The 22,626-nt window shown below is 61.6% G+C and carries 20 protein-coding genes and 1 pseudogene; 9 read left to right on the plus strand and 12 right to left on the minus strand.

Translation table 11 applies throughout. From position 1 onward, the window contains the following. Window positions 1–8: 8 nt before the first annotated feature. The 4 genes from P3T25_RS20720 to P3T25_RS20735 all read left to right on the plus strand — a co-directional run bounded on the left by P3T25_RS20720 (window position 9) and on the right by P3T25_RS20735 (window position 3,101). The gene (locus P3T25_RS20720) at window positions 9–623 is read left to right on the plus strand and encodes a hypothetical protein (RefSeq protein WP_266260071.1); all 615 of its coding nucleotides are present in this window, start codon (window positions 9–11) and stop codon (window positions 621–623) included. 133 nt (window positions 624–756) lie between these two features. Next, window positions 757–1,530, plus strand: coding sequence for an alpha/beta fold hydrolase (locus P3T25_RS20725; RefSeq protein WP_408517482.1), 774 nt, complete (start codon window positions 757–759; stop codon window positions 1,528–1,530). 183 nt (window positions 1,531–1,713) lie between these two features. After that, window positions 1,714–2,307 carry a cytochrome b/b6 domain-containing protein gene (locus tag P3T25_RS20730; RefSeq protein ID WP_429358862.1) on the plus strand — a complete coding sequence of 198 codons (594 nt, stop codon included), beginning with the start codon at window positions 1,714–1,716 and terminating at the stop codon, window positions 2,305–2,307. A gap of 2 nt (window positions 2,308–2,309) precedes the next feature. Continuing rightward, complete coding sequence (locus P3T25_RS20735; RefSeq protein ID WP_266260066.1) at window positions 2,310–3,101, plus strand: molybdopterin-dependent oxidoreductase; 792 nt, start codon at window positions 2,310–2,312, stop codon at window positions 3,099–3,101. A 52-nt stretch (window positions 3,102–3,153) separates the two neighbouring features. On the opposite strand, the gene P3T25_RS20740 is transcribed toward P3T25_RS20735, so the two are convergent. From P3T25_RS20740 to P3T25_RS20775, 8 genes and pseudogenes are all read right to left on the minus strand, one after another. Beyond that, window positions 3,154–3,837, minus strand: coding sequence for a hypothetical protein (locus P3T25_RS20740; protein ID WP_429358863.1), 684 nt, complete (start codon window positions 3,835–3,837; stop codon window positions 3,154–3,156). Continuing rightward, a complete protein-coding gene (locus tag P3T25_RS20745; RefSeq protein ID WP_429358864.1) occupies window positions 3,834–5,240 on the minus strand; it encodes a selenium-binding protein SBP56-related protein in 1,407 nt (468 codons plus the stop codon). Before P3T25_RS20745 ends, P3T25_RS20740 begins: the two co-directional genes overlap by 4 nt. A gap of 135 nt (window positions 5,241–5,375) precedes the next feature. Then, on the minus strand, window positions 5,376–6,254 hold the full coding sequence (locus P3T25_RS20750; protein WP_429358865.1) for an ABC transporter permease: 879 nt from the start codon (window positions 6,252–6,254) through the stop codon (window positions 5,376–5,378). Further along, window positions 6,251–7,081, minus strand: a complete 831-nt coding sequence (locus P3T25_RS20755; RefSeq protein WP_429358866.1) for an ABC transporter ATP-binding protein — start codon at window positions 7,079–7,081, stop codon at window positions 6,251–6,253. Before P3T25_RS20755 ends, P3T25_RS20750 begins: the two co-directional genes overlap by 4 nt. 70 nt (window positions 7,082–7,151) lie before the next feature. Next, on the minus strand, window positions 7,152–8,204 hold the full coding sequence (locus P3T25_RS20760) for an ABC transporter substrate-binding protein (protein WP_429358867.1): 1,053 nt from the start codon (window positions 8,202–8,204) through the stop codon (window positions 7,152–7,154). Between the two features lie 49 nt (window positions 8,205–8,253). Next, window positions 8,254–9,162 (minus strand): TauD/TfdA dioxygenase family protein, encoded by a 909-nt coding sequence (locus tag P3T25_RS20765; protein ID WP_429358868.1) that lies wholly within the window; start codon window positions 9,160–9,162, stop codon window positions 8,254–8,256. A gap of 145 nt (window positions 9,163–9,307) precedes the next feature. Beyond that, window positions 9,308–9,436, minus strand: a pseudogene (locus P3T25_RS20770) (aliphatic sulfonate ABC transporter substrate-binding protein); the annotation flags it as partial. Window positions 9,437–9,685: 249 nt separating this feature from the next. Beyond that, the gene (locus P3T25_RS20775; protein WP_429358869.1) at window positions 9,686–10,600 is read right to left on the minus strand and encodes a LysR family transcriptional regulator; all 915 of its coding nucleotides are present in this window, start codon (window positions 10,598–10,600) and stop codon (window positions 9,686–9,688) included. A 128-nt stretch (window positions 10,601–10,728) separates the two neighbouring features. Here P3T25_RS20775 and P3T25_RS20780 point away from each other — a divergent pair, with 128 nt between their 5' ends. The 4 genes from P3T25_RS20780 to P3T25_RS20795 all read left to right on the plus strand — a co-directional run bounded on the left by P3T25_RS20780 (window position 10,729) and on the right by P3T25_RS20795 (window position 14,853). Then, window positions 10,729–11,370, plus strand: a complete 642-nt coding sequence (locus P3T25_RS20780; RefSeq protein WP_154558318.1) for a glutathione S-transferase family protein — start codon at window positions 10,729–10,731, stop codon at window positions 11,368–11,370. Between the two features lie 38 nt (window positions 11,371–11,408). After that, window positions 11,409–13,580, plus strand: coding sequence for a pyridoxamine 5'-phosphate oxidase family protein (locus tag P3T25_RS20785; RefSeq protein WP_429358870.1), 2,172 nt, complete (start codon window positions 11,409–11,411; stop codon window positions 13,578–13,580). 183 nt (window positions 13,581–13,763) lie between these two features. Next, complete coding sequence (locus tag P3T25_RS20790; RefSeq protein ID WP_171926179.1) at window positions 13,764–14,042, plus strand: DUF1488 family protein; 279 nt, start codon at window positions 13,764–13,766, stop codon at window positions 14,040–14,042. A 19-nt stretch (window positions 14,043–14,061) separates the two neighbouring features. Continuing rightward, a complete protein-coding gene (locus tag P3T25_RS20795) occupies window positions 14,062–14,853 on the plus strand; it encodes a phosphate/phosphite/phosphonate ABC transporter substrate-binding protein (protein ID WP_429358871.1) in 792 nt (263 codons plus the stop codon). 9 nt (window positions 14,854–14,862) lie between these two features. Here P3T25_RS20795 and P3T25_RS20800 read toward each other — a convergent pair whose 3' ends face one another. The 4 genes from P3T25_RS20800 to P3T25_RS20815 all read right to left on the minus strand — a co-directional run bounded on the left by P3T25_RS20800 (window position 14,863) and on the right by P3T25_RS20815 (window position 20,635). After that, window positions 14,863–16,890: an acetyl/propionyl/methylcrotonyl-CoA carboxylase subunit alpha gene (locus P3T25_RS20800; RefSeq protein WP_429358872.1), complete on the minus strand. Its 2,028-nt coding sequence runs from the start codon at window positions 16,888–16,890 to the stop codon at window positions 14,863–14,865. Between the two features lie 120 nt (window positions 16,891–17,010). Next, complete coding sequence (locus tag P3T25_RS20805; RefSeq protein ID WP_171926176.1) at window positions 17,011–17,796, minus strand: enoyl-CoA hydratase/isomerase family protein; 786 nt, start codon at window positions 17,794–17,796, stop codon at window positions 17,011–17,013. Window positions 17,797–17,824: 28 nt separating this feature from the next. Beyond that, window positions 17,825–19,432, minus strand: coding sequence for a carboxyl transferase domain-containing protein (locus P3T25_RS20810; RefSeq protein WP_266240606.1), 1,608 nt, complete (start codon window positions 19,430–19,432; stop codon window positions 17,825–17,827). Window positions 19,433–19,453: 21 nt separating this feature from the next. Continuing rightward, window positions 19,454–20,635 carry an isovaleryl-CoA dehydrogenase gene (locus P3T25_RS20815; protein WP_154558311.1) on the minus strand — a complete coding sequence of 394 codons (1,182 nt, stop codon included), beginning with the start codon at window positions 20,633–20,635 and terminating at the stop codon, window positions 19,454–19,456. 281 nt (window positions 20,636–20,916) lie between these two features. On the opposite strand from P3T25_RS20815, the gene P3T25_RS20820 reads away from it, so the two are divergent. Continuing rightward, entirely contained in the window at window positions 20,917–21,648 is a 732-nt protein-coding gene (locus tag P3T25_RS20820) for a TetR/AcrR family transcriptional regulator (RefSeq protein ID WP_154558448.1), read from the plus strand. Window positions 21,649–22,626: the final 978 nt, after the last annotated feature.

Below are 22,626 nucleotides of genomic sequence, written 5' to 3' on the forward strand. Positions count from 1 at the left end.
AGTAACTCGTGTCGATTCATTACAAACTAGCTGCATTATTCGCCACCCTTGCGCTTTCGAGCGCGTCTTTTGCGCAAGCGCCTGACGTCAAACCGGAACGGATTCGTGGCGATATCGTGTCGTTCAAAGGCGAGATTCTGACCGTGCACCGGAACAGCGGCGACACCGTGTCGATCGATGTCAAGCCGGACGTCGGGGTATCGGCTTTCAAGGCCGCCAAGCTTTCCGACGCCAAAGTCGGTTCGTACGTGGGGACGCCGGCGATCACGGGCAGCGATGGAAAACTGACGGCCACTTCGATGATCGTTTTTCCTGAAGCGGCACGCGGTACGGCCGAAGGGCATTTCGCGTATGACTTCGGTCCCAATAGCACGATGACGAATGCAAACGTGGTGTCGGTTGTCACCGGCACCAGCGGCCGTGAACTGAATCTGTCATACAAGGGCGGCAGCAGCACGGTAACCGTACCGGAAAACGTGCCGGTCGTGACGCCGGTTCCGGTGAGCAAGACAGATCTGACGGCGGGGAAGAAAGTTTTCGCCGTGGTGACACCGGGTGCGAGCGGCGTTTATGACGCGCACGTGCTGTTCGTCGAAAAAGACGGCGTGGTGCCAGCGTTCTAAGGCCTGATGCCGGCCCATAGCGGCCGGTCATGGCGGTGAGCGGCGCCATTTTCTGCAAGTGCATTGCGGTCTTCTTTTCCATTCACTCAACAATCCTAACCGATTGTTGAGTTCCTACTACTCAAGGACTCACATGCGTTTTCCGACGTTACGATCCGCTGCCGCGCAAGCGGCGGCTGCACTCTGCCTGCTTACCACTGCCGCTGCGCCCGCTTTTGCCGCACCGGTCAGGAACATCGTCGTGGTCCATGGCGCATTCGCCGATGCTGCGGGCTGGCGTCCCGTCTATAACATTCTGACGAAGGACGGCTACCACGTGACACTGGTGCAACAACCGCTGACGTCGTTTAACGACGACGTGACCGCCACGAAGCGCGTGCTCGATAGCCTTGACGGTCCGTGCGTACTTGTCGGCCACAGCTATGCCGGCGCGATCATTAGTGAAGCCGGAAACGACGAGCACGTTAAGTCGCTGGTCTACATCGCCGCGCATGCGCTCGACGCCGGTGAAACCATCGGTGAGAACGGCAAGAAGTACCCGGGTGGTCCGCTGTCCATCGTCGGCACGTCGGATCATTTTGTTTATCTGAAACCGGCCGACTATCCGTTGCAGTTCGCGCCCGACCTGCCCCGTGCGCAAGCCGAGTTCGAAGCGAATGCGCAGATACCGCTTGCGGCATCCGAGTTCTCAGCGCAGGTTTCCGATCCGGCGTGGAAGACAAAGCCGAGCTGGTACATGGTCGCGAAAGCCGACAAGATCATCAATCCGGAACTCGAACGCATGTATGCATCGCGTGCTCACGCGACCACGGTCGAAATCAACGGCGCGAGCCATGCGGTGTTTGAATCCCATCCGCGGGAAGTCGCCGCAATGATCGAACAGGCTGCACAGAAATCTGGCGAGTAAGCCGTTGCTCTTCCCCCAGGCGGTACGTATGCCCGTAACTGGAAAGGCAGCGCGTTGGCGCTCTTCCTGTCACGGGCATGCTGCCGATCCGAACGCAAGCCGCCTCACGTAGTCAACAACAAATCTCAAGGTGCCGGATTGGCGTTTCCAACGACGGGCAACCTCATCAATCACGAGATCGCTTTGAGCCACGCAACGATTCAACCCGCCTGGGTCCGCATCACGCACTGGATTAACGCGCTCGCCGTCGTACTGATGGTAATGAGCGGCTGGCAAGTCTATGACGCCTCGCCGATCTTTCCAGCCTTGCGCTTTCCTGCCGCCATCACCTTGGGTAGCTGGCTTGGCGGCGCACTACTGTGGCACTTTGCGGTCATGTGGCTGCTGGTGACGAATTTCCTCGTCTACGTCGGGCTGAATCTAGCGTCCGGACGTCTGCGCCGCAAACTGCTGCCGCTCAGCTTCAAGTCACTTACAACCGATCTCGTCGCCGCGCTGCGTGGCAAGCTCGGCCATGAGGACCTCAGCCACTACAACGCCATCCAGAAGCTCGCCTATCTGGTGGTAATCGTCGATATCGCGCTACTGGTGCTCTCAGGGCTGGCCGTATGGAAGTCGGTGCAGTTTCCGCTCCTGCGCACGCTGATGGGCGGGTACGACAATGCGCGCGTCGTGCATTTCATTGCAATGAGCGTGCTGGTTGCGTTCTTCTTCGTGCACGTCGCCATGGTCGCACTGGTGCCGCGCTCGCTGCTTCTGATGATTCGTGGACGGTAGTCATGACTTTTCGAAAACGGCCTGTGAAGCTCGACACGTTTCTTTCGTCTCACGCCGAATCCATCATCAAGGATGCACGCAAAGAACTGAAAGATCCGGCACGCCGCCTGCTCGGAAAACGAATTCTCACGCTCGGCGGCATTGCGCTGCTGTCAGGTTGCGATTTGTCCAATGACAAGTCGGTGAACACCATGCTGCGCAAAATGTCGTTCTTCAACGATGACGTGCAAGCCCTGCTGTTCAATCCGAAAGAGATGGCCCCGACCTACCCGGAGTCGATGATCACACGGCCGTTTCCGTTCAACGCGTTCTACGGCATCGACGACGTGCCCGAAGTCGACGCGGCGACCTACCAGCTCCAGGTAAGTGGCCTCGCGAATGGCAAACGCGTCTGGACGCTCGACGAACTGCGCGCCTTGCCGCAGAAAAGTCAGATTACTCGGCATATCTGCATCGAAGGATGGAGTGCGATTGGCCGCTGGGGTGGCGTGCGCTTCTCCGAGTTCATGAAGCGTGCGGGCATGGACATGACGGCGAAGTATGTGTCGCTGCATTGTGCGGACAACTACTGGACCAGCATCGACATGCCGACGGCGTTGCATGCGCAGACCCTGCTCACGCTGACCTATGACGGTGCGGTGCTGCCGCCGAAATACGGCTTCCCGATGAAGCTGCGTATGCCGACCAAGCTCGGCTACAAGAATCCGAAGCATATCGTCGCGATCAGTGTGACGAACGATTATCCCGGTGGTTACTGGGAGAACCAGGGCTACAACTGGTTCGGCGGTTCCTGAAGGGCTCCTGAATCACGCCGGTTCGCCGTTTGCATCGCCGTGCCCGCCCCTATCAACCCTCGCCGCCAGGCAGCGCGGCATTGAACGCCAATGAGAGCGTGCCCACCAGAATGAGGCTCGATGCCCAGACTGCGTCCAGGTTGAACCAGCTCCGTGACACGAACTTCAGCCCCAGGTAGCGGTAGACCAACCAGGCCAGCAGTCCGCCAACCGCGATCATGGCGATCGCATGGACGCCGGAGACAAGCAGCGCCATGCCCAGATTGGCGTCGATCAGAGTCCGCGCGGCCTGATGCCCTCGATCCATGTCGTAGGACCGGCAAAGGCCGAGGTAGATCGGTACCAGCATCAGTCCGGCGCCGTGCGCGATGGCAACGGCGAAGGACCAGAGCGCAAGCCGCGACGGCGGGATACGCGCGAGTACACGCGGATGGCGCCGCCAGATCAGAAGGAAGACACCAAAGCCGATGACCAGCACGCTCGCGCCGATCTGGATCTCGCGCTGCCAGGCGAGCAGGACCGCAAGCATGGCGAAGGGCACGATCACCACGAACATGGCCAACACGTGCCCCGCCGCGAGATACAGGAGTGCGGAGAACAGCGCCCGTGCACGTTTGTCCATCAGCCCGCTCGAAACGGCGAGCGGCCATCCCATCGCCGGGTTGAGCCCGTGATAGAGGCCACTCGCCGCGACGGCTAACCAAAGGGCGATCTGCGGCCAGCCACTACCAATCAAGTTCCCACCGACGGGTAGCAAAACGAATCGGTCGAGCAGTCACCGCCTTCGAGCCGGATCTGGTGAGCCCGGTATCCGTCGGGAAAGGCGACCCAGTAGTCGTCGGCCAGCGCAAGGCCGCCACCAGGTTCCGCCCGGGCCATGACCTGTGCCGCCGGCACACCGTCCGGATAGAACTGGTTGTCCCACGTCGAGTAGAGCGAGTTGGTCCAGTAGACACGCTTCCCGTCGCGACTGATCTCGACCATCTGCGGACCACCCGCGAAGGTTTGACCGTTCGGGTGAGGCGTGCGCCGTACGATCCCGCCGATGTGGACCGATCCCGTGAGCTTCGGCTTACGGGGTTCCGTCACGTCGTACTGGCGCATTTCGCCGGTTCCCCAACAGGCGACGTACAGGAATTTGTCGTCGATGGAGAGATCGATATCGGTGACGAGCGGCGGCACCGCGCCGAATCCCTGCAGCAAGGGCGGAAGCAGTTCCGTGGCAGCGGGCTCGGGCGGAATCGTCGCGGTCTTCTCGATGTGAAACTTTCCGCCCTCCCGCCACCAGGTCCAGATCGATCCTTCAAGGTTCGTCGTATCCACCACCACGCCAATGAAGCCGTATTCGCGGCTGGGATCGTGCGCAGGCCGCACTTCGAGCGCCATCTGATGGTTGGCGCCGAGGTCGATCGTCTGCACGTTGCGCCTCGCCCGCAAATCCCAGAAGTGGATGTGGTGCCCGTACTTGTTCGAGAGAAGATCTTCGGGGACGATCCCATTCTCGAATTGCGGCGGCAACGCCCACTCGCTCGACACCATGTAGTCGCGCGGCAGGTTCCACCAGAAATCGTAGTGTTTTTCCTGGGGCCCACGGTCGATTTCCCAGCGGCCGAGAACCTCGAAAGTCTCGCAGTCCATGATGAAGATCCCCGGGGGGCCATCTGTGCCATCCTTCCCAGCGCCGCCGAGCGTGCTGATGTAGATTCCTTCCGGTCCGCAATGAACGGTGTGGGGACGCGAGTAGCCCGTCTTGCGGAAGATTTCCTCGGGTTCAATGATCTTGTGGATTTTCGCCTGGGTCGGATGGGGCTTGGTGTCCACGATGTAGATGCGCGAGGAGCGCATCCCCGGAATGATCAGATAACGCCGTTCGAGGAAGGCGTGGCCGGTCAGCGGCGACAGTGACGATGAGCAGGCATTCCATCCAAAGTGATGAAATTCGTCCCCCTTGTTCGGCACCGGCACCGTGTGAACCACCTGGCTGTAGGTCGGCGATCCGGGCTTCACATCGACGACGGCGAGTGCATCAGGCTGCGAGAAATCGGGGCTGAGCAGCAGCGTGTAAGCGAAGTCTTCCGCTGGCGCATCCATGGCAAGTTTCGGCGATGCGTGGAACGTAGGATCTGGGCGCATTCCCATGACGGGGTCTCCTGTCGATCTGGTTCGGGGCCGGTCGCGGCTGGAGCGACCGGTTGTTTCGCCAACTTCAGCGCGCTTCGCATTTCGTCATACTTAAGCGCGTTGCTGCACTCTCATTGTCGCGCCATCGGATCGTTAGTGCTGCACGCCCCAGCGCCGAACGGTCACACGCTCGAGCGTATCGAACACCAGATGCTCGATCAGCAGGCCAATCACGATGACCGCACCCAGCCCGGCGAAAACGCGATCCGTATACAACTCGTTGCGATTCTGAAAGATATACCACCCAAGCCCACCGCTGCCGGAACTCGCACCGAATACGAGTTCGGCGGCGATCAGCGTGCGCCACGCAAAGGCCCAGCCCACGCGCAAGCCTGCAAGAATCGACGGCAATGCGGCCGGTACCAGGATCAGCAGCACATGGCGCATACCGGTGAGGCCGTAGTTACGCCCCGTCATACGCAGCGTCGCCGGCACCGATTGAAATCCGGAGTACGTGTTGAGCGCAAGCGGCCACAGCACCGCGTGCACCAGCACGAACAGCAGGCTGCCGGTGCCGAGTCCGAACCAGAGCAAAGCGAGCGGCAACAGCGCGATGGAAGGTAACGGGTTGAACATCGCGGTCAGCATCGACAGAAAATCTCGGCCTATACGCGTCGATACGGCCAGCGACGTCAGAACAAAGGCGAGTGCGGCGCCAAGCAGATAGCCGCGCAGCAGCACGGACATCGACACTGCCGTTTTCTGCAGCAGTTCGCCCGACCAGACACCTTGTACGAAGGCGCTGAACGTCGCGCCGAAAGTCGGCAGCAGCAGATCGTTGTCGACCGCGCGCGCTGCGATTTCCCATATCGCGATCAACACCAGCGCAATCAGCGTCTTGCGCAACCAGCCTTGCGCAAAGAGGCGCTTGCCGAGAGGCAGCGGCGCTTCGAGAACAAGTTCACCGAGCGGTTCGAGCGGGCGCTCATACTCCTCACGAACCGGCGGCAGCAGGACGGTGGGCGTGCTCATTGAACGGCCTCCGTTTGTTCGAACAACAGGTGATGGATACGCGCAACGCTGTGCTGAAAGTCGCTGCGCCCGAAACTATCCTGCGAATACTGGTGGCTGTTAAGCTCGGCGCGCACGCGGCCTGGATGCGGCGACAGCAACAGAATCCGGTTGCCGACCACGAGCGCCTCTTCGATTGAATGCGTGACGAACAGTAGCGTGAAGTTCACCTCTTCCCACAGGCGCAGCAGTTCCTCCTGCATCTTGCGGCGGGTCAGCGCGTCGAGCGCGGCAAACGGTTCGTCCATCAGCAGCACGCGCGGTTGCATCGCCAGCGCGCGGGCAATCGCGACGCGCTGCTTCATCCCGCCCGACAACGTATGCGGATAGGCATTGGCAAACGAAACAAGCCCCACCTTGTCGAGATAATGCAGCGCGCGTTCTTTGGCTTCTGTGCGTGAAAGCTTCTTCGCCACCCGCAGCGGGAAAGCCACGTTCTGCAGAACCGTCTTCCACGGCGGCAACTGGTCGAACTCCTGAAACACCACAATACGATCAGCGCCGGGACCGCGCACGGCAACGCCTTCGAGCGAGATGCTGCCCGACGTCGGCTGGATGAAGCCGGCCACGGCTTTGAGCAGCGTCGACTTGCCGCAACCCGAGGGGCCAAGCAGGACGAAGCGGTCGCCCCCGTACACGTCGAAACTCACGTCGTGGGTCGCGCGAACGATCCGTTCACGCGTGCGGTATTCGAGGTTGACGTGTTCGACCGCGAGCAGTCTTTCGCTGGTCACCGGAGCGGCCTGCTCAGCATCGTTCGGAAACAGCGAGGTAGGATTGGCCACCATCAGATCGCTCCCTGTAAGCCGACCGCACGCGCCGAGGAATAGCCGGCGAAGCTCGAGAAGAAAATCACGCTCAACTTCCCGACGCGGTTGCCGGATCGTCGAAGAAATAATCCTTCCATGACTTGGGCTCGTTTTTGATGACGCCGACGCGATACATGAACTGCGCGAGTCCGAACGTGTTCTGCGGTGCGACCTTGAACTGCACCTGCGGATCCTTGATGACCTTCAGCAGCAGATTGCGGTCGATTTTCGACTGGTTCGTACGGATGTAGATATCGGCTGCGGCGTCGGGATTCGCCGAGATAAAGCGTGCGGCATCCGCCAGCGCATCGACGAAGGCGCGATAGGTCTTCGGATTGTTGTCGCGGAATTTTTCTGTTGCGTACAGCACGGTTGCCGAGCTCGGGCCGCCCAGCACGTCGTACGAATTCAGCACGATGTGCGCCTTCGGATTGCCGGCGAGTTCCTGCTCCTGAAACGGCGGATTGCCGAAGTGTCCGGTGATTTCCGTGCCGCCCGCAATGATCGCCGCTGCCGCGTCCGGATGCGGCAGCGCCTGCGTGAACTTGTCGAGGCGGTTGTAATCCTTGTCGCCCCAGCGCTTCGCCGCCGCGTATTGCAGCACGCGCGATTGCACCGACACATTCACCGCCGGCAACGCGATACGGTCCTTCTCGGTGAAGTCGGCGATCGTCTTGACATTGGGATTGTTGCTGACAAGGTAGTACGGCAGATTGCCGAGCGACGCCACGCCCTTCACATTCTGCTTGCCGTGCGTGCGGTCCCAGATAGTCAGCAAGGGGCCGACGCCCGCACCGGCGATATCCACCGCGCCGGAGAGCAGCGCGTCGTTGACGGCGGCGCCGCCCGAGAGTTTCACCCAGTCGACCTTGATATCGAGGCCCTGCTTGCGCCCTTCTTTCTCGACGAATTGCTGGTCGCGCGCCACGTTCAGCTGCAGATAGACGATGCCGAACTGTTCGGCGATGCGGATCTGCCCTTCGGCGTGCGCGGGTACGGCTGCGCCGAAACCGGCGACACCCATCGACAAAGTAAGCAGCGTTGCGGTCAAACGACGGGAAAAAGACGACCGAAGAGCGGTCGGGCGAAACCTGGCAAGCATCGGAACTCCGGTCAGCATGTGATAGTGGTTATGGCGGGCGGCGTTGCCGTCAGAACGGCACGTCGCCTTCAATCGTCGTGCGATACAGTTTGCGGCGCAGATGATCTGGCGTGCCGGCCGCAAGATGCATCAACGAGCGGTTGTCCCAGAACACCATGTCGTGTTCGGCCCATTGATGCCGGTACAGATGCTCGGGGCGCACGCTATGCGCGAAAATTTCTTCGAGTAATGAATTGCTCTCGTCTTCCGGCAAGCCGATCACGCGAGTCGTGAAATGCTCGCTGACGAAGAGCGCGCGGCGGCCGGTCTCAGGATGCGTGCGCACAATCGGCTGCACGACTGGTTTCACTTGTGCGATCTGCTCTGCCGACAGATTCGGCCGCCATGGGCTGCGTTTCTGCAATTCCGCGTATTTCGCGAGATATGTGTGCTCGGCCGAACGCCCTTCCACCGCGTTGCGCAGGTTCGCCGGCAACGTGTCCCACGCGAGGTGCATGTTGGCGAACAGCGTGTCGCCGCCTTCCGAAGGCAGTTCCTGCGCATGGAGCAGCGACCCGAGGCTCGGCTTCTCCTTGTACGACAGATCGGAGTGCCAGTAATGACCGGCGTCGCCGAGACCGATCGGTTGACCGTTCTCGACGATGTTCGAGACGACCAGCACCTCCGGATAACCCGGCAACTGGAATTGATGCAGCACGTGAATCTGCAACGGGCCGAAGCGTCGGCTGAAGGCAATCTGCTGATCCGGCGTGATGCGTTGATCGCGAAACACGAGCACGTGATGGTCCAGATGCGCACGGTGAATGCGTGCGAAATCCTCCTGGCCCAGCGGCTCGCTGAGATCGAGACCCAGAACTTCAGCGCCGACGGGACCGTCGAAAGCGCGAATTTCGATGTGCCGGGCTTGATTGATATGGCCAGTGGCGCTGGCGGCGGTGGGTGTTAAGGCAGTCGTCACAGGAAACTCTTCGTCGAATCTGTTCGAAGGACGCCGGCTAAGGCGAAGTCAGACGAATTTACCGGTGCATGCGCGCGGCGACAACGAAGCAAATCCGATACGGTTATCTGCTGGAGTGATAAACCCGATGCTTTAACGCGCTGCGGGCCGCGTCCAAGCCCCAGATCGGCGCGAGCAGCTTCGCCGCATCGTCGGGATGGCTGCGAACCCACACCCCCGCCGACGTCAACTGCGCGACCAGGATGCTGATCACATCGGGGTGAGCCGTGGCGAAGAATTGGCAGCGGTCTGCGCGTGAGCGGCACTCACGACGAGCAGCGAAGACAGCGCCGCGCGAGCGAGCAAACGAAAGATAGAAAAGGTCAAGGCTCGAAATTCCGGTCTGGTCAATACGATCAAACCGCGATCGTAACAACGCCGAATCGCATGGATAAGCGAGCGTTTTAACTATGCTTAGCAGGCTAAAGCATAACGACGAAAAACTGCGTTGAGAGTCAGTGCGCGTTCCATGCTCTGTCCGGCGTTAGCCGTCCACAGGCGGCTCAAGCCTTCTCCTGATCACGTCGATCAACGCGCGTACCTTTGCCGTCGGATAACGGGTAGGCGGAAACACCGCGTAGATGCCCTTGGGCTTGCCGGCCCAATCCGGCAACAGGCGGACCAGCCGACCCGCCGCCACGTCTTCCGCGATCGAAAAATCCGTCAGCAATCCGAAGCCACCGCCCGCTAGCGTCGCCGCACGGGCGGCATCGGCTGTATTCACCAGCAGAACATTCTCGCAGCGCACGCTTTGTCTTGTGCCTTTCGCCCGCTGCAACTCAAGCGTCAGCGGATGCGGCAAGACAGATAGCGCGACATGAGGCATGGCAGCGAGCGCAGCCGGCGTCTTCGGCTTACCCCACGTATCGATGAATTCCGGACTCGCGACGATCCATTTGACGTAACCACCGAGCTTCACGGCACGGTAGCCCGAGTCGGCAAGTTGCCCCAGACGGATGGCCACGTCGATGCCTTCCGCGATCAGATCCACATAGTGGTCGTTGCAGACCAGTTCGATGTCGAGTTCCGGATACTCACGGCGCATCTCCACTAGCGCGGGCGTCACCACCAACGCCCCGTAGTCGATCGGCGCATTCACGCGCAACGTGCCGCGTAACGGCGCAGATTCCCCCGATACGGCCGATAGCGCTTCCTCCGCCGCCTGCAAGATCTTGCAACTTGCCTCGTAGAAAGCACGCCCGCTTTCGGTCACGCTGAGCCGCCGCGTCGTTCGGACCAGCAGACCCGCGCCGATTTCGCGCTCGAGCCGCTGCAGATGCGTACTGACCATCGTTTTCGTGAGGCCGAGACGCGCGGCCGCCGCGGTAAACGAGCCCGCTTCCACCACTGCAACAAAAATCGCAAGGCGGTTCAGATTGACATCTTTTAGATCTGCCATTCGCCCATTGTCCATCTTTGATTGATTATGTTTTCTAGCTTAGCAGTCTTCTGCGCGGTGCCGCGAGCCGGTACGCTTACCCCATTCCAGTCGACGGTTGTCGGCTTTCCCCGCCCCAGGAGCTTTCAATGTCAGCCGCCAAACCCGCCCAGCCGATCCGCCTTCACACCACGCTCCTCTCCGGGCACGGGCACCGCGTGAAGTTGTTCCTGACATTACTCGATCTGCCTTTTGAAGTGATCGAACTGAACATGGCTGCCGGCGACAATCGTCGCCCGGAATACCTGAAGCTCAACCCGTTCGGCCAGGTGCCGACAATCGAAGATGGCGAGACGGTGCTGTTCGATTCGAACGCAATCCTCGTCTATCTGGCGAAACGCTATGGCGACCCGTCATGGCTGCCGGAAGACGCGCTTGGCGCCGCCGCCGTGCAACGATGGCTCTCGCTCGCCGCCGGACAGATCGCTTACGGACCGTGCGCAGCGCGGCTGGTGACGGTATTCGGTGCGCCGCTCAATCTCGACACCGCGCAGAAGATCGCCCACAAGCTATTCGACGTGCTCGACGCCGAGCTTGCCGGCAAGAATTTCGCCGCGGGGGACCATGTGAGCATCGCCGACATCGCCGCGCATACGTACATCGCCCATGCGCCGGAAGGCGGCGTCTCGCTCGAGCCGTACCCGAACATCCGGGCGTGGCTCCGCCGTGTCGAAGCGCTGCCACGCTTCATCGCGATGCCTGCAACGAAGGCCGGACTGCTCGCCGCTTAACCAGAGAAATGCGTACGCCCTGACGGGCAGAGGCCGATATGTCCCAGCATTCTTCCGGCGCGCCGCGCGGCTGGGACGCCGCCGAGTCGCCGTTTCACGCCGCCGAACTCCTGGTACAGCAACATGTGGGAGTAAACGAAGAGGCGGAGTCGATTGGCCGTCGAGGCATCCGTCGGTATATGCCGGACCAGCATCGGCAGTTTTACGCCGAACAGCCATTCATGGTGTTCGGCGGGCTCGACGCAAACGGCCAGCCGTGGGCAACGTTGCGCGCGGCCGAACCGGGCTTTGTATCGTCCCCGGATCCGCGCACGTTGCGGATCGAGGGCGGCGTTTTACCGGGCGATCCACTGGCTGGGTACTGGCAGCCCGGCATGATGATCGGTGGCCTGGGGCTGCAAGCGCAGACCCGGCGGCGCAATCGCGTCAACGGCGTCGTGTCGTCGGTAGATGGCGATACGGTCACGCTCGAGGTCATGCAAAGCTTTGGCAACTGCGCAAAATATATTCAAAGCCGTACGCCGACCTTCGTTGCGCGCGGCGCAACCGGCACGCGGACACCCGTTGAAACGTCGACCCAACTCAGCGCAGCGGACCGCGCATTGCTGGCCAACACGGATACTTTTTTTATCGCCAGCGCGAACGTCAGCGAGGATGCGGGCCCGGCTCGCGGCGCCGATGTTTCGCATCGCGGCGGCATGCCGGGCTTCGTGCGCATTGACGACGCGACCACCCTGACAACGCCCGATTTCAGCGGCAACCGCTTGTTCAACACGCTGGGCAATCTGCTCCACGATCCGCGCGCCGGCTTGTTGTTCGTAGACTTCGCGAGCGGCGACCTGCTATACGTCGCGGCGCTCGCCGAAATCGTCTGGGACGGTCCGGAACTGGCTGAGTTTCCATTGGCCGAGCGGCTGGTGCGCTTTCGTATTACCGAAGTGCGGCGCAGCCGCCAGGCGTTACCGTTTCATTGGTCGGAAGTCGGCTATGCGCCACAGTTCGTGGCGCCGGCTTCACTGGCCGCTTCGGTGCCCGCTGCACCGCCTGCTTCGTTGCCTGATTCCCTGTCGGCCTCACCGCTCGATTCCCTGCCTGCTTCAACGCTCGAATCGCCGTGGAAGAAGCTCAGGATCTCCGCCGTGCACGAAGAAACGCCCATGATCCGCTCGTTCTATTTTGAATCGACGGACGGCTCACCGTTGCCGGCGTACGAGCCCGGGCAATACTTGCCGATCCGCGTGCCGATCGACGGCTTGGACAAACCGCTGACGCGCACCTATACGCTGTCCGACGGGAGCAACCGGCGGCAGTACCGGATCACCGTGAAACGCGACGGGGTCGGCTCAGCCTGGCTGCATGACCGCTTCGCCGCCGGTATGCAGATCGAAGCGATGGCACCGCGTGGCGCATTCACCTACGATTCAGCCAGCCTGCGCCCCGCCGTGTTCATTTCGGCGGGTATCGGCATCACGCCGATGATCACGATGCTGCATCACGCCATTGCCGCGCGCGAGCCGCTTAGTCCGCCCAGGCCGCTGCATTTCTTCCATGGCGCGCGACGCGACGTCGATCGGCCGTTCAGTGCGCACCTGCAGGACCTCGCGTCGCGCCATCAGGCGGTCTCGATGCACCTGTTCGACAGCGCCACCGATCCAGCCACCCACGCGCCTTCCGGCACCTTGCCCGGTCGCGTGAGCGTAGCGGAAATCAAGCGCGCACTGCCCTTCGACGACTACGACTTCTATCTGTGTGGCCCCGAGTCGTTCATGCGTGAACTGTATGAAGGATTGCGCGCGCTCAACGTCGGCGATAACAGAATCCGCTTTGAGGCGTTTGGACCGGCAACCGTCAAACGCACGCCTGCAATCCCAGCGGCGGTGGCGGAAAACGCCCAAAGCTCGCGCCCCGCAAACGTGCCGGCAAACGATGGAGCAGGCATACCCGTAACGTTCGCGCGATCGCAGCGCACGGTTCAATGGCTGCCGAAGAACGGCACGCTTCTCGACCTCGCCGAGGCATGCGGGATCGCCGCGCCGTCGAGCTGCCGGTCCGGGATGTGCGGGACATGCTCCACGCGCGTGTTAAACGGGCGAGTCGCCTACGAAGAACCCACGGACGCCCCCATCGACGCAGGCCATGCCCTCATCTGCATGGGGCGGCCGGTCGCCGACGACGTCGCCGCGACGGACGGACTGTCGCTGGAACTCTGAATGACGGGCCCGCCGTCCTGAGGCAAAATCGGACTACGCATGCGGCCACGCAGGTGCCTACTGTTTCCGATCGGTAAGATCAAGCGGGTGCCCGGCATTTTTACAGCAAATGCCGGTTTTCCCACATACCGAAAGCTTACGGCCAGTCATCCTGATGACTCGGGCGTGCGGCGGGAGGTTGTCATGTCGGTATATGTCGATGAAGGATTCAGGCCCTGTGTCACGGAATGCGCAACCGTCGCCTTCCGCGTCTGTTATGACGATCGGGTGCAGGTCTTCGAGGTCAGCGCCGAGGCGTTGATGACCTATTGTGGGGCCGCGAGCAAGCGGCGCACGGATTTGCTCGTCGCGTTCGAAGACGCACAACTGGAAATATTGAAGGTGGTGGAGTGCAAATGGCCGTTCAAACAGACCGAGCCCGTGCGCCTCGGGCTCGACGAATTTCGAATGGTCAGACAGTAGGTATGCCAGAATCGCGTCCATGACCTGGATCGCCGCCCTGCCGATGTACAACGTGACGCCCGCGCTTGCCACTGTGTGGCGCGAGTGGTTAGACGACGTCTTGCGCATGGTGAGCCCGGACTGCCGCATCGTCGAGCCCGACGAAGAACTGCATGGTTTCTGGCGGCGCCCCAACGTACTGCTCTCGCAAACCTGCGGCTATCCATTGGTGCATGGCTTGAACGAGCAGGTTCAGGTGATCGCTACGCCGCAATTCGATGCGCCGGGCTGCGCAGGGGCGGATTATTCGAGCGTCCTGGTGACGCGGGCGGATGCGCAGTTCGATTCAATTGCGGCTTGCCGTGGCGCGCGTGCCGCCTACAATCAGGACGATTCGAATAGCGGCATGAATGTGTTTCGCCACGCGGTGGCGCCGCTTGCGCGCGACGGTGCGTTTTTCAGCGCGGTCCTGCGCACCGGCTCGCATCTCGGATCGTTGCGGGCGGTGGTCGACAATCGGGCGGACGTCGCCGCAATCGACTGCGTGACGTTCGCCTTTGTCTGCGATGAATTGCCAGAATTGGCGCAAAAGGTTCGGCAAATCGGCTTGACCGCTGCATCGCCGGGTTTGCCTTTGATTGCCTCCAACAATGTGCCGTCCGCGACGATCGAGACGCTGCGCGAGGCACTCAACGAAGCGCACCGTGCCCAGCCAGAACGTGCCAAACGCCTGCGTTTGAAGGGTTTTTCCGCGTTGCCGCTCACCGACTACGCACGGATCGAGCAACTCGAAAACGAAGCGCGCGCCGCCGGCTACGCGCGCCTCGCTTAAGCACGGCCGTTAGCCCACATCCAGCACCAGAAGCTGCGCCCCGTCGGCAACCTGATCGCCAACCGCATACAGGAATTCCTTTACCGTGCCTGCCGCCGGTGCGCCGATGGTGTGCTCCATCTTCATCGCCTCCATCACGATCAGCGGCGTGCCCTTCTCCACCACCGTGCCCGGTTCGACCAGCAGCGCGATCACCTTGCCCGGCATCGGTGCGGTCAAGCGGCCTTCGCCACCTTCAGCATCCGCGGCATGGGCGAGCAGGTTCTGCCACTCGAACGCCAGCGCCTCGCCGAGGCAGAACACGTGGAACGTGTCGCCGTCGACGAAAACACGCCCCGTGACCCGCGCGTCGCCGATCGTCGCGCGGTATTCGTGCTGACCGGTGCCTTCCGACCAGGTGAAGCCTTCGCGCACGCCGTCGTGTTCGAGCGTTTGCGTGGCGCCGTCGCGAGCAAACGTGGCCGTGAAAACGCTTTCGTTTTCGACGTCACGCCAGCCGAGCGTCTGCGTATAGCCACTGTTCAGACGCCAGTGCGATAGTGCATCCCACGGCGACGCGCCGTGCGCCGTGCCGCCTTCACGCGTCAACAATGCGGCGCAAGCGAGCGCCAGGGCTTCCTTGAAGGGCTTTTTCACGGGCGCGAACAAGGCATCGTGATGACGCTCGATCAAACCCGTATCGAGATCGCCAGTCGCAAACGGTTCGCTCGTGACAATGCGTTGCAGGAACTCGACGTTGGTATGCGGGCCGACCACTTCGCAGGCACGCAGCGCACGATTCATCCGCGCGAGCGCCTCTTCACGCGTCGCGCCGTGGACGATCAGCTTGGCAATCATTGGATCGTAGAACGGCGTGATGGCGTCGCCTTCGCGCACGCCACTGTCGATGCGCACGGGCGCTTTGCGGTCCGGCTCGCCTAGGCCGGCCGCGCCGATGGTGAATTCGACGCCTTCGGGCATGCGCAAATGCTTGAGCGTACCCGTCGACGGCAGGAAGCCACGGGCCGGATGCTCGGCGTAAATACGCGCTTCGATCGCGTGGCCGTCGATTTTCAGTTGCTCTTGCGAAAGCGGCAGCGGTTCGTCGGCGGCGACGCGCAGTTGCCATTCCACCAGATCCTGGCCCGTCACCATTTCCGTGACCGGATGCTCGACCTGCAGGCGCGTGTTCATCTCCATGAAGTAGAAGTCGCCCGTGCTGGTCATGATGAACTCGACCGTGCCCGCGCCCACGTAATTCACCGCACGCGCGGCGGCCACGGCCGCTTCGCCCATCTCGCGTTTGACTTCCGCGGACAAGCCCGGCGCCGGCGCTTCTTCCAGCACCTTCTGGTGACGGCGTTGCACCGAGCAATCGCGGTCGAACAGATACACCGCGCCGCCGTGACGGTCCGCGAATACCTGTACTTCCACGTGACGCGGCCGCGTCAGATACTTTTCGATCAGCACGCGGTCGTTGCCGAAACTGCTGGCCGCTTCGCGTTTGCACGACGCCAGTGCCGCCGCGAAATCTTCAGTGCGCTCGACCACGCGCATGCCTTTGCCGCCGCCACCCGCGCTCGCCTTCAGCAAGACCGGATAACCGATCGCATCGGCTTCGCGATGCAGCAACTCAGGATCCTGATCGTCGCCGTGATAACCCGGCACGAGCGGCACGGCCGCCGCATGCATCAGCGCCTTCGCGGCCGCCTTCGAGCCCATGGCGGCGATCGCTTCGACCGGCGGTCCGATGAATACGATGCCGGCCGCTTCGCAGGCGTGCGCGAAGTCTTCGTTTTCAGAGAGAAAACCGTAACCCGGATGCACCGCCTGTGCGCCGGTCGCACGCGCGGCTTCGATGATGCGCTCGACCCGCAGATAGCTTTCCGCCGCGGTCGATCCGCCGATATGCACCGCTTCGTCACAGGCGGCCACGTGTTTCGCGTTGGCGTCCGCATCGGAATACACGGCCACGCTCGCGATACCGAGCCGCTTGCAGGTCGCGGCGACCCGGCAGGCAATCTCGCCGCGGTTGGCAATCAGGATCTTGTTGAACATGAGGTGTCTCGGTGAAGTGTCCCGTTCGGGGCTGTGTTGTTCTGGCGAAGGCCGGACAGCGCCCTGGAGTGGAGGCTTGCCCGCGCTTCAGGTGCGCTTCAGTTACGTTTCAACGGCATGTCAATCGCGCCAGGACGGCGTGCGCTTTTCGAGGAACGACGCGACGCCTTCACGGCCTTCCGCACCGGCTCGCGTGCGGGCGATGCGCGCCGCCGTGTCTTCGATCATGGCCTCGTTCAACTCATGGCCAGCGATGTCCTGCACGAGCTGCTTGCAGGCACGCACCGCTTGCGGACCGTTTGCGCAAAGCGTCTCGGCGATCTGCTGCACGGTAGCGTCGAGTTGTTCCGCACTGACTGCTTCGCTAACCAGGCCGAGGCGGAATGCCGTCGCGCAATCGAACTGCTCAGCGGTCGTGAAGTAGCGGCGCGACGCCTGCTCCCCCAACGCACGGATCACGTACGGCGCGATGGTCGCCGGGATCAGGCCGAGACGCGCTTCCGACAGGCAAAAACGCGCGCTCTCTACCGCAACGACGATATCGCACGCCGAGATCAGACCCATGCCGCCCGCGTATGCGTCGCCGTTCACCCGTGCAACCACCGGTTTGCTGCAGCGATAGATCGACGACAGCATGTTCGCCAGCAGCATTGCGTCGGCACGGTTCTCGTCGTCCGAGTAGCCGGCCATCTTCTTCATCCAGTTCAGGTCGGCGCCTGCGCAGAATGCCTTGCCGTTCGCGGCGAGCACTACTGCGCGCACGTCGTCGCGCACGTTCAAGGCCGTGAAAACCGAGGTGATTTCGGCGATCATCGTTTCGTTGAACGCATTGCGCACGTCCGGCCGATTCAGCGTGACCGTGGCGATCTGCCCGGCGAAAGCGACATTCAGCGTTTCGTATTGCATCGTTGCAGCTCCTGCGCTTTGCGCTCTGTCACATTCTGAACACGCCGAAACGCGTGTCTTCGATCGGTGCGTTCATCGTCGCCGAGAGGCCGAGGCCAAGCACATCGCGCGTTTGCGCCGGATCGATCACGCCGTCGTCCCACAGACGAGCGCTTGCGTAGTACGGGTGACCCTGATGCTCGTATTGGTCTCGGATAGGTTGCTTGAACGCCTCTTCTTCTTCGGCGCTCCACGAACCGCCCTTGCCTTCGATGCCATCGCGCTTGACCGTGGCCAGCACCGACGCCGCCTGCTCGCCGCCCATCACCGAAATGCGCGCGTTCGGCCACATCCACAGGAAGCGCGGCGAATACGCGCGGCCGCACATGCCATAGTTGCCTGCCCCGAACGAACCGCCGATGATCACCGTGAACTTCGGCACCTTCGCCGTGGCCACGGCCGTCACCATCTTCGCGCCGTTACGCGCGATGCCTTCGTTTTCGTACTTGCGGCCCACCATGAAGCCCGTGATGTTCTGCAGGAACACGAGCGGGATCTTGCGCTGGCAGCACAGTTCGATGAAGTGCGCGCCCTTGAGCGCCGACTCCGAAAACAGAATGCCGTTGTTCGCGATGATGCCGACCGGGTGCCCCCAGATATGCGCGAAGCCACACACGAGCGTGGTGCCGTAGCGGGCCTTGAATTCGTCGAAAGCGGAATCGTCGACAATACGCGCGATTACCTCGCGGATATCGAACGGCTTGCGCGTATCGACGGGAATCACGCCGTACATGCTCTTCACGTCGTAGCGCGGCGGCTTCGGCTCCTGCAATGCCACCGGCACCCGCTTCGTGCGATTCAGATTACCGACGATGCTGCGCGCAATACCCAGTGCATGTGCGTCGTTCTGCGCGAGATGATCGACCACGCCCGACAGACGCGTATGCACATCGCCGCCACCGAGGTCTTCCGCGCTCACCACTTCACCGGTTGCGGCTTTGACGAGCGGCGGGCCGCCGAGAAAAATCGTCCCCTGATTCTTGACGATGATCGATTCATCGCTCATGGCCGGCACGTAGGCGCCGCCTGCCGTGCACGAACCCATCACGACGGCGATTTGCGGAATGCCCGCCGCGGAGAGATTCGCCTGATTGAAGAAGATGCGGCCGAAGTGATCGCGATCGGGGAACACGTCGTCCTGATTCGGCAGATTCGCCCCGCCCGAGTCGACCAGGTAGACACACGGCAAATGATTTTCAGCGGCGATTTCCTGCGCCCGCACGTGCTTTTTCACGGTGACGGGATAGTAGGTGCCGCCTTTGACGGTCGCGTCATTGCAGACGATCACGCACTCCTGCCCCGCGATGCGGCCAATGCCCGTGATGACGCCAGCGCCCGGCGCATCGTTGTGATACATGCCGTAGGCCGCGAGTTGCGAGAACTCGAGAAACGGCGTGCCCGGATCGAGCAGTTTCTCGATGCGCTCACGTGGCAGCAGTTTGCCGCGGCCCGTGTGTTTGTCGCGCGCCGCTTGCCCGCCGCCCAGCGCGAGTTTCTCGACCTTCGCGCGAAGATCGGCGACCAGCGCTTCGAGCGCCGCCGCATTGGTGCGGAAGTCGTCCGAGCGCGGATTCAGCTTTGATTCGATGATCGGCATTGCGTGGCTTCTCCTCTTGGCTCAAGCCGTTTCGGCGAACAGTTCGCGGCCGATCAGCATGCGGCGGATTTCGCTCGTGCCCGCGCCGATTTCATAGAGCTTCGCATCGCGCCACAGACGGCCGACCGGATACTCGTTGATATAGCCATTGCCGCCGAGAATCTGGATCGCCTCGCCGGCCATCCACGTCGCTTTTTCAGCGGTGTAGAGAATCACGCCCGCACAGTCCTTACGCACCTGGCGCACGTGTTCCTTGCCGAGCGTATCGAGTTGACGGCCCACAGCGTAGAGATACGCGCGGCACGCTTGCAGCGTGGTGTACAGATCGGCGACCTTGCCTTGAATCAACTGGAATTCGCCGATCGGCTGACCGAACTGCTTGCGGTCGTGGATATACGGCACGACCGCGTCCATGACTGCGACCATGATGCCGGTCGGGCCACCGGCGAGCACGGCGCGTTCGTAATCGAGGCCGCTCATCAGCACCTTCACGCCGCCGTTCAACTGGCCGAGGATATTTTCTTCCGGCACTTCGACGTCCTGGAACACCAGTTCGCCGGTATGCGAACCGCGCATGCCGAGCTTGTCGAGTTTTTGCGCGACCGAGAAACCCTTCATGCCCTTCTCGACGATAAACGCGGTAATGCCCCGCGAATTCGCTTCGGGATCGGTTTTGGCATAGACGACCAGCGTGTCGCAATCCGGGCCATTGGTGATCCACATTTTCGTGCCGTTCAGCACGTAGTGGTCGCCCTTCTTGTCCGCGCGCAGCTTCATGCTGACGACGTCCGAACCCGCGTTCGGTTCGCTCATGGCGAGCGCGCCGATGTGTTCGCCGGAGACCAGCTTGGGCAGATATTTTTCCTTCTGCGCTGCCGTGCCGTTGCGATGAATCTGGTTGACGCACAGATTCGAGTGCGCCCCGTATGAGAGACCGACCGATGCCGACGCGCGCGAGATTTCTTCCATCGCGACCATGTGCGCCGTGTAGCCCATATTCGCGCCGCCGTACTCCTCCGAGACCGTCATGCCGAGCACGCCCAGGTCGCCGAATTTGCGCCACAGGTCCATGGGGAACTGATCCGTGCGATCAATTTCCGCGGCACGCGGGGCGATTTCTTTGGCGGCGAATCCGGCGATGCTGTCGCGCAGCATTTCGATTTCTTCGCCGAGCGGGAATTGCAAACCGGGCAGGTTGCTCATTGCAGTGTCTCCAGAGTTCGTTGGCGGACCGGCTTAGCCTGGGTGGGTGCCGGCCCGTCTGAGTGCGGCTCAGCGGACGGCGGCGGCCTTATGGGCCGCCTTTACCACCCCGCACGAGGCGCGAAACGTTCAAGGCGCATTTCACGCCAGATTTACGTAAGCGTCAAGTGGTATTTTTGAGTATCACTCAGAAACCGGTTGGCATGTGTCTGGAGCCGCTATACAGTGATGGAATGGGTGTGACCGAGGCGATTGGCCTCACAAATCTGAACTGGACTCATATGACGGTTGCCATGAAGGCTGAGTTACCTGCCTCGCGCCGCCAGCCGGCGGGGCGCAAGTCACAGCAGCGCGTGAGGGAGATCTTGCAGGCGGGGCGCGACGTGTTCTCCGAGAAGGGCTACGAGCGCGCGACGACGGCGGAGATTGCGCAGCGCCTGGGGATTTCCGAGGCGACGGTGTTCAGTTATTTTCGCGGCAAGCGCGAGTTATGCGCGCGGGTGATTGGCGACTGGTACGACGAGATCATTGAAGCGATCGAGTCGGGGCTGCCGCGGGATGGCAGCGTGCGGCAGCAGTTTGCTTTTATTGTGCGGACGCATTTGCGGTTGATGCTGGTCAATGGCACGGACCTGTGTGCTTTGGTGTTGTCCGAGGGCCGGGCCCGGCATCATGAGTTGAGTGAGGCGCTGACGGAATTGCAGCGGCGGTATACGGCGCCGTTGATGCGGGTGTTGGCGCAGGGCCAGGAGACTGGGCAGATTCGGGCTGACATGCCGTTGAGGTTGTTGCGGTCGATGGTGTTTGGGCCGATGGAACATGTGCTGTGGGACGCTACGCTGGCTAATCGGCATATCGATATTGACGCTACCGCGGGTCAGTTAATCGATGTTTTATGGGCGGCTTTGATGCCGCCGGATTTGGAGGTCAGTGCTTTGCAGCAGTTCAGGGCGGAGGTTGTTGAGGCTAATCGGCGGTTTGATGAGGCGGCTCGGGCGCCTCGTGGTGGATAGTGGTTTTGGTTTTTTGCGTTTTTTGTCCGCGCGGCGCTTTTTGTCAGTGTTCTTAGGGCTTTGGCCTTTCCTTGTTCTGGCTTTCGTGCCTTTCCTTGTTCTGGCTTTCGTGCCTTTCCTTGCATTGTTAGTGGTCTATTAGCGTTGCCCCTGTGCGGGGCGGCACCTACTTCTCTTTGCCGGCTGCAAAGAGAAGTAGGCAAGAGAAAGCAGCTCAAACCGCTACTGCTAAGCGGGGCCTGTGGTCTGCAACGGGTAGTGGTGCATCTGGAATCTGTGTTCTCGCACATTCGGCGCCAGTGACAAGGGCGTCATACTTCCGGCGACGCTGCGCGCGCCGAAGAGTACTTCTTAAAACCACTCGCTACGTTTTGACGCTCGCGTCTCGTCACCGACCGTGGCTGGTCATTGCACCGCTGTAACCGTCGCCACCGCCACCGGGATTGTGATTGTGATTGGAACGGCAACTGCAACCGGGACCGGGACTGTGATTGCAGCGCACCGACACATCATTTGAAGAGGGGATTCCGGAGTGAATGCAGAGGCGCGTCGCCGAGGCGAAGCCGATGGCCCCACGGACCTCAAACGAAGCCCGTGGTTTCCCATGCAGACCCGTCCGCGACGCACGCAGTGCGGAGTGGGAGTTGATGAGTCCTTTGTCACTAACGCGGAATGTGCGAGAACACGGATTCCAGATGCACCACTACCCGTTGCAAACTACGGGACCCGCTTAGCAGGAGCGGTTTGAGCTGCTTTCTCTTGCCTACTTCTCTTTGCAGCCGGTGTATAGACCGGGGACATGGTTGACAGACGTGCGGGGACATCATTGACACTTTATGGTCAGTGATTTTCGCTTCTCAGGTCAAGGGTGAGGATGCGATGGTGGGCAAACCAGAATTCAAATACGCCGTCTTCGCCCGGCTTTGCGCGTGCCGCAACCGGCATCCCATAAAGTGCTTTCGAGACCCTAAGGTGCTG

This window comes from Paraburkholderia sp. GAS32 (assembly GCF_050434225.1).
Taxonomy (GTDB): Bacteria; Pseudomonadota; Gammaproteobacteria; order Burkholderiales; family Burkholderiaceae; genus Paraburkholderia; species Paraburkholderia madseniana.

Excerpts from the sequence above, each read along its gene's own strand:
- P3T25_RS20725 (WP_408517482.1), top strand. The coding sequence starts at position 757 with ATGCGTTTTCCGACGTTACGATCCGCTGCCGCGCAAGCGGCGGCTGCA.
- P3T25_RS20735 (WP_266260066.1), top strand. The coding sequence starts at position 2,310 with ATGACTTTTCGAAAACGGCCTGTGAAGCTCGACACGTTTCTTTCGTCT.
- P3T25_RS20745 (WP_429358864.1), bottom strand. The coding sequence starts at position 5,240 with ATGGGAATGCGCCCAGATCCTACGTTCCACGCATCGCCGAAACTTGCC.
- P3T25_RS20750 (WP_429358865.1), bottom strand. The coding sequence starts at position 6,254 with ATGAGCACGCCCACCGTCCTGCTGCCGCCGGTTCGTGAGGAGTATGAG.
- P3T25_RS20755 (WP_429358866.1), bottom strand. The coding sequence starts at position 7,081 with ATGGTGGCCAATCCTACCTCGCTGTTTCCGAACGATGCTGAGCAGGCC.
- P3T25_RS20760 (WP_429358867.1), bottom strand. The coding sequence starts at position 8,204 with ATGCTTGCCAGGTTTCGCCCGACCGCTCTTCGGTCGTCTTTTTCCCGT.
- P3T25_RS20775 (WP_429358869.1), bottom strand. The coding sequence starts at position 10,600 with ATGGCAGATCTAAAAGATGTCAATCTGAACCGCCTTGCGATTTTTGTT.
- P3T25_RS20780 (WP_154558318.1), top strand. The coding sequence starts at position 10,729 with ATGTCAGCCGCCAAACCCGCCCAGCCGATCCGCCTTCACACCACGCTC.
- P3T25_RS20785 (WP_429358870.1), top strand. The coding sequence starts at position 11,409 with ATGTCCCAGCATTCTTCCGGCGCGCCGCGCGGCTGGGACGCCGCCGAG.
- P3T25_RS20790 (WP_171926179.1), top strand. The coding sequence starts at position 13,764 with ATGTCGGTATATGTCGATGAAGGATTCAGGCCCTGTGTCACGGAATGC.
- P3T25_RS20795 (WP_429358871.1), top strand. The coding sequence starts at position 14,062 with ATGACCTGGATCGCCGCCCTGCCGATGTACAACGTGACGCCCGCGCTT.
- P3T25_RS20800 (WP_429358872.1), bottom strand. The coding sequence starts at position 16,890 with ATGTTCAACAAGATCCTGATTGCCAACCGCGGCGAGATTGCCTGCCGG.
- P3T25_RS20805 (WP_171926176.1), bottom strand. The coding sequence starts at position 17,796 with ATGCAATACGAAACGCTGAATGTCGCTTTCGCCGGGCAGATCGCCACG.
- P3T25_RS20810 (WP_266240606.1), bottom strand. The coding sequence starts at position 19,432 with ATGCCGATCATCGAATCAAAGCTGAATCCGCGCTCGGACGACTTCCGC.
- P3T25_RS20815 (WP_154558311.1), bottom strand. The coding sequence starts at position 20,635 with ATGAGCAACCTGCCCGGTTTGCAATTCCCGCTCGGCGAAGAAATCGAA.
- P3T25_RS20820 (WP_154558448.1), top strand. The coding sequence starts at position 20,917 with ATGACGGTTGCCATGAAGGCTGAGTTACCTGCCTCGCGCCGCCAGCCG.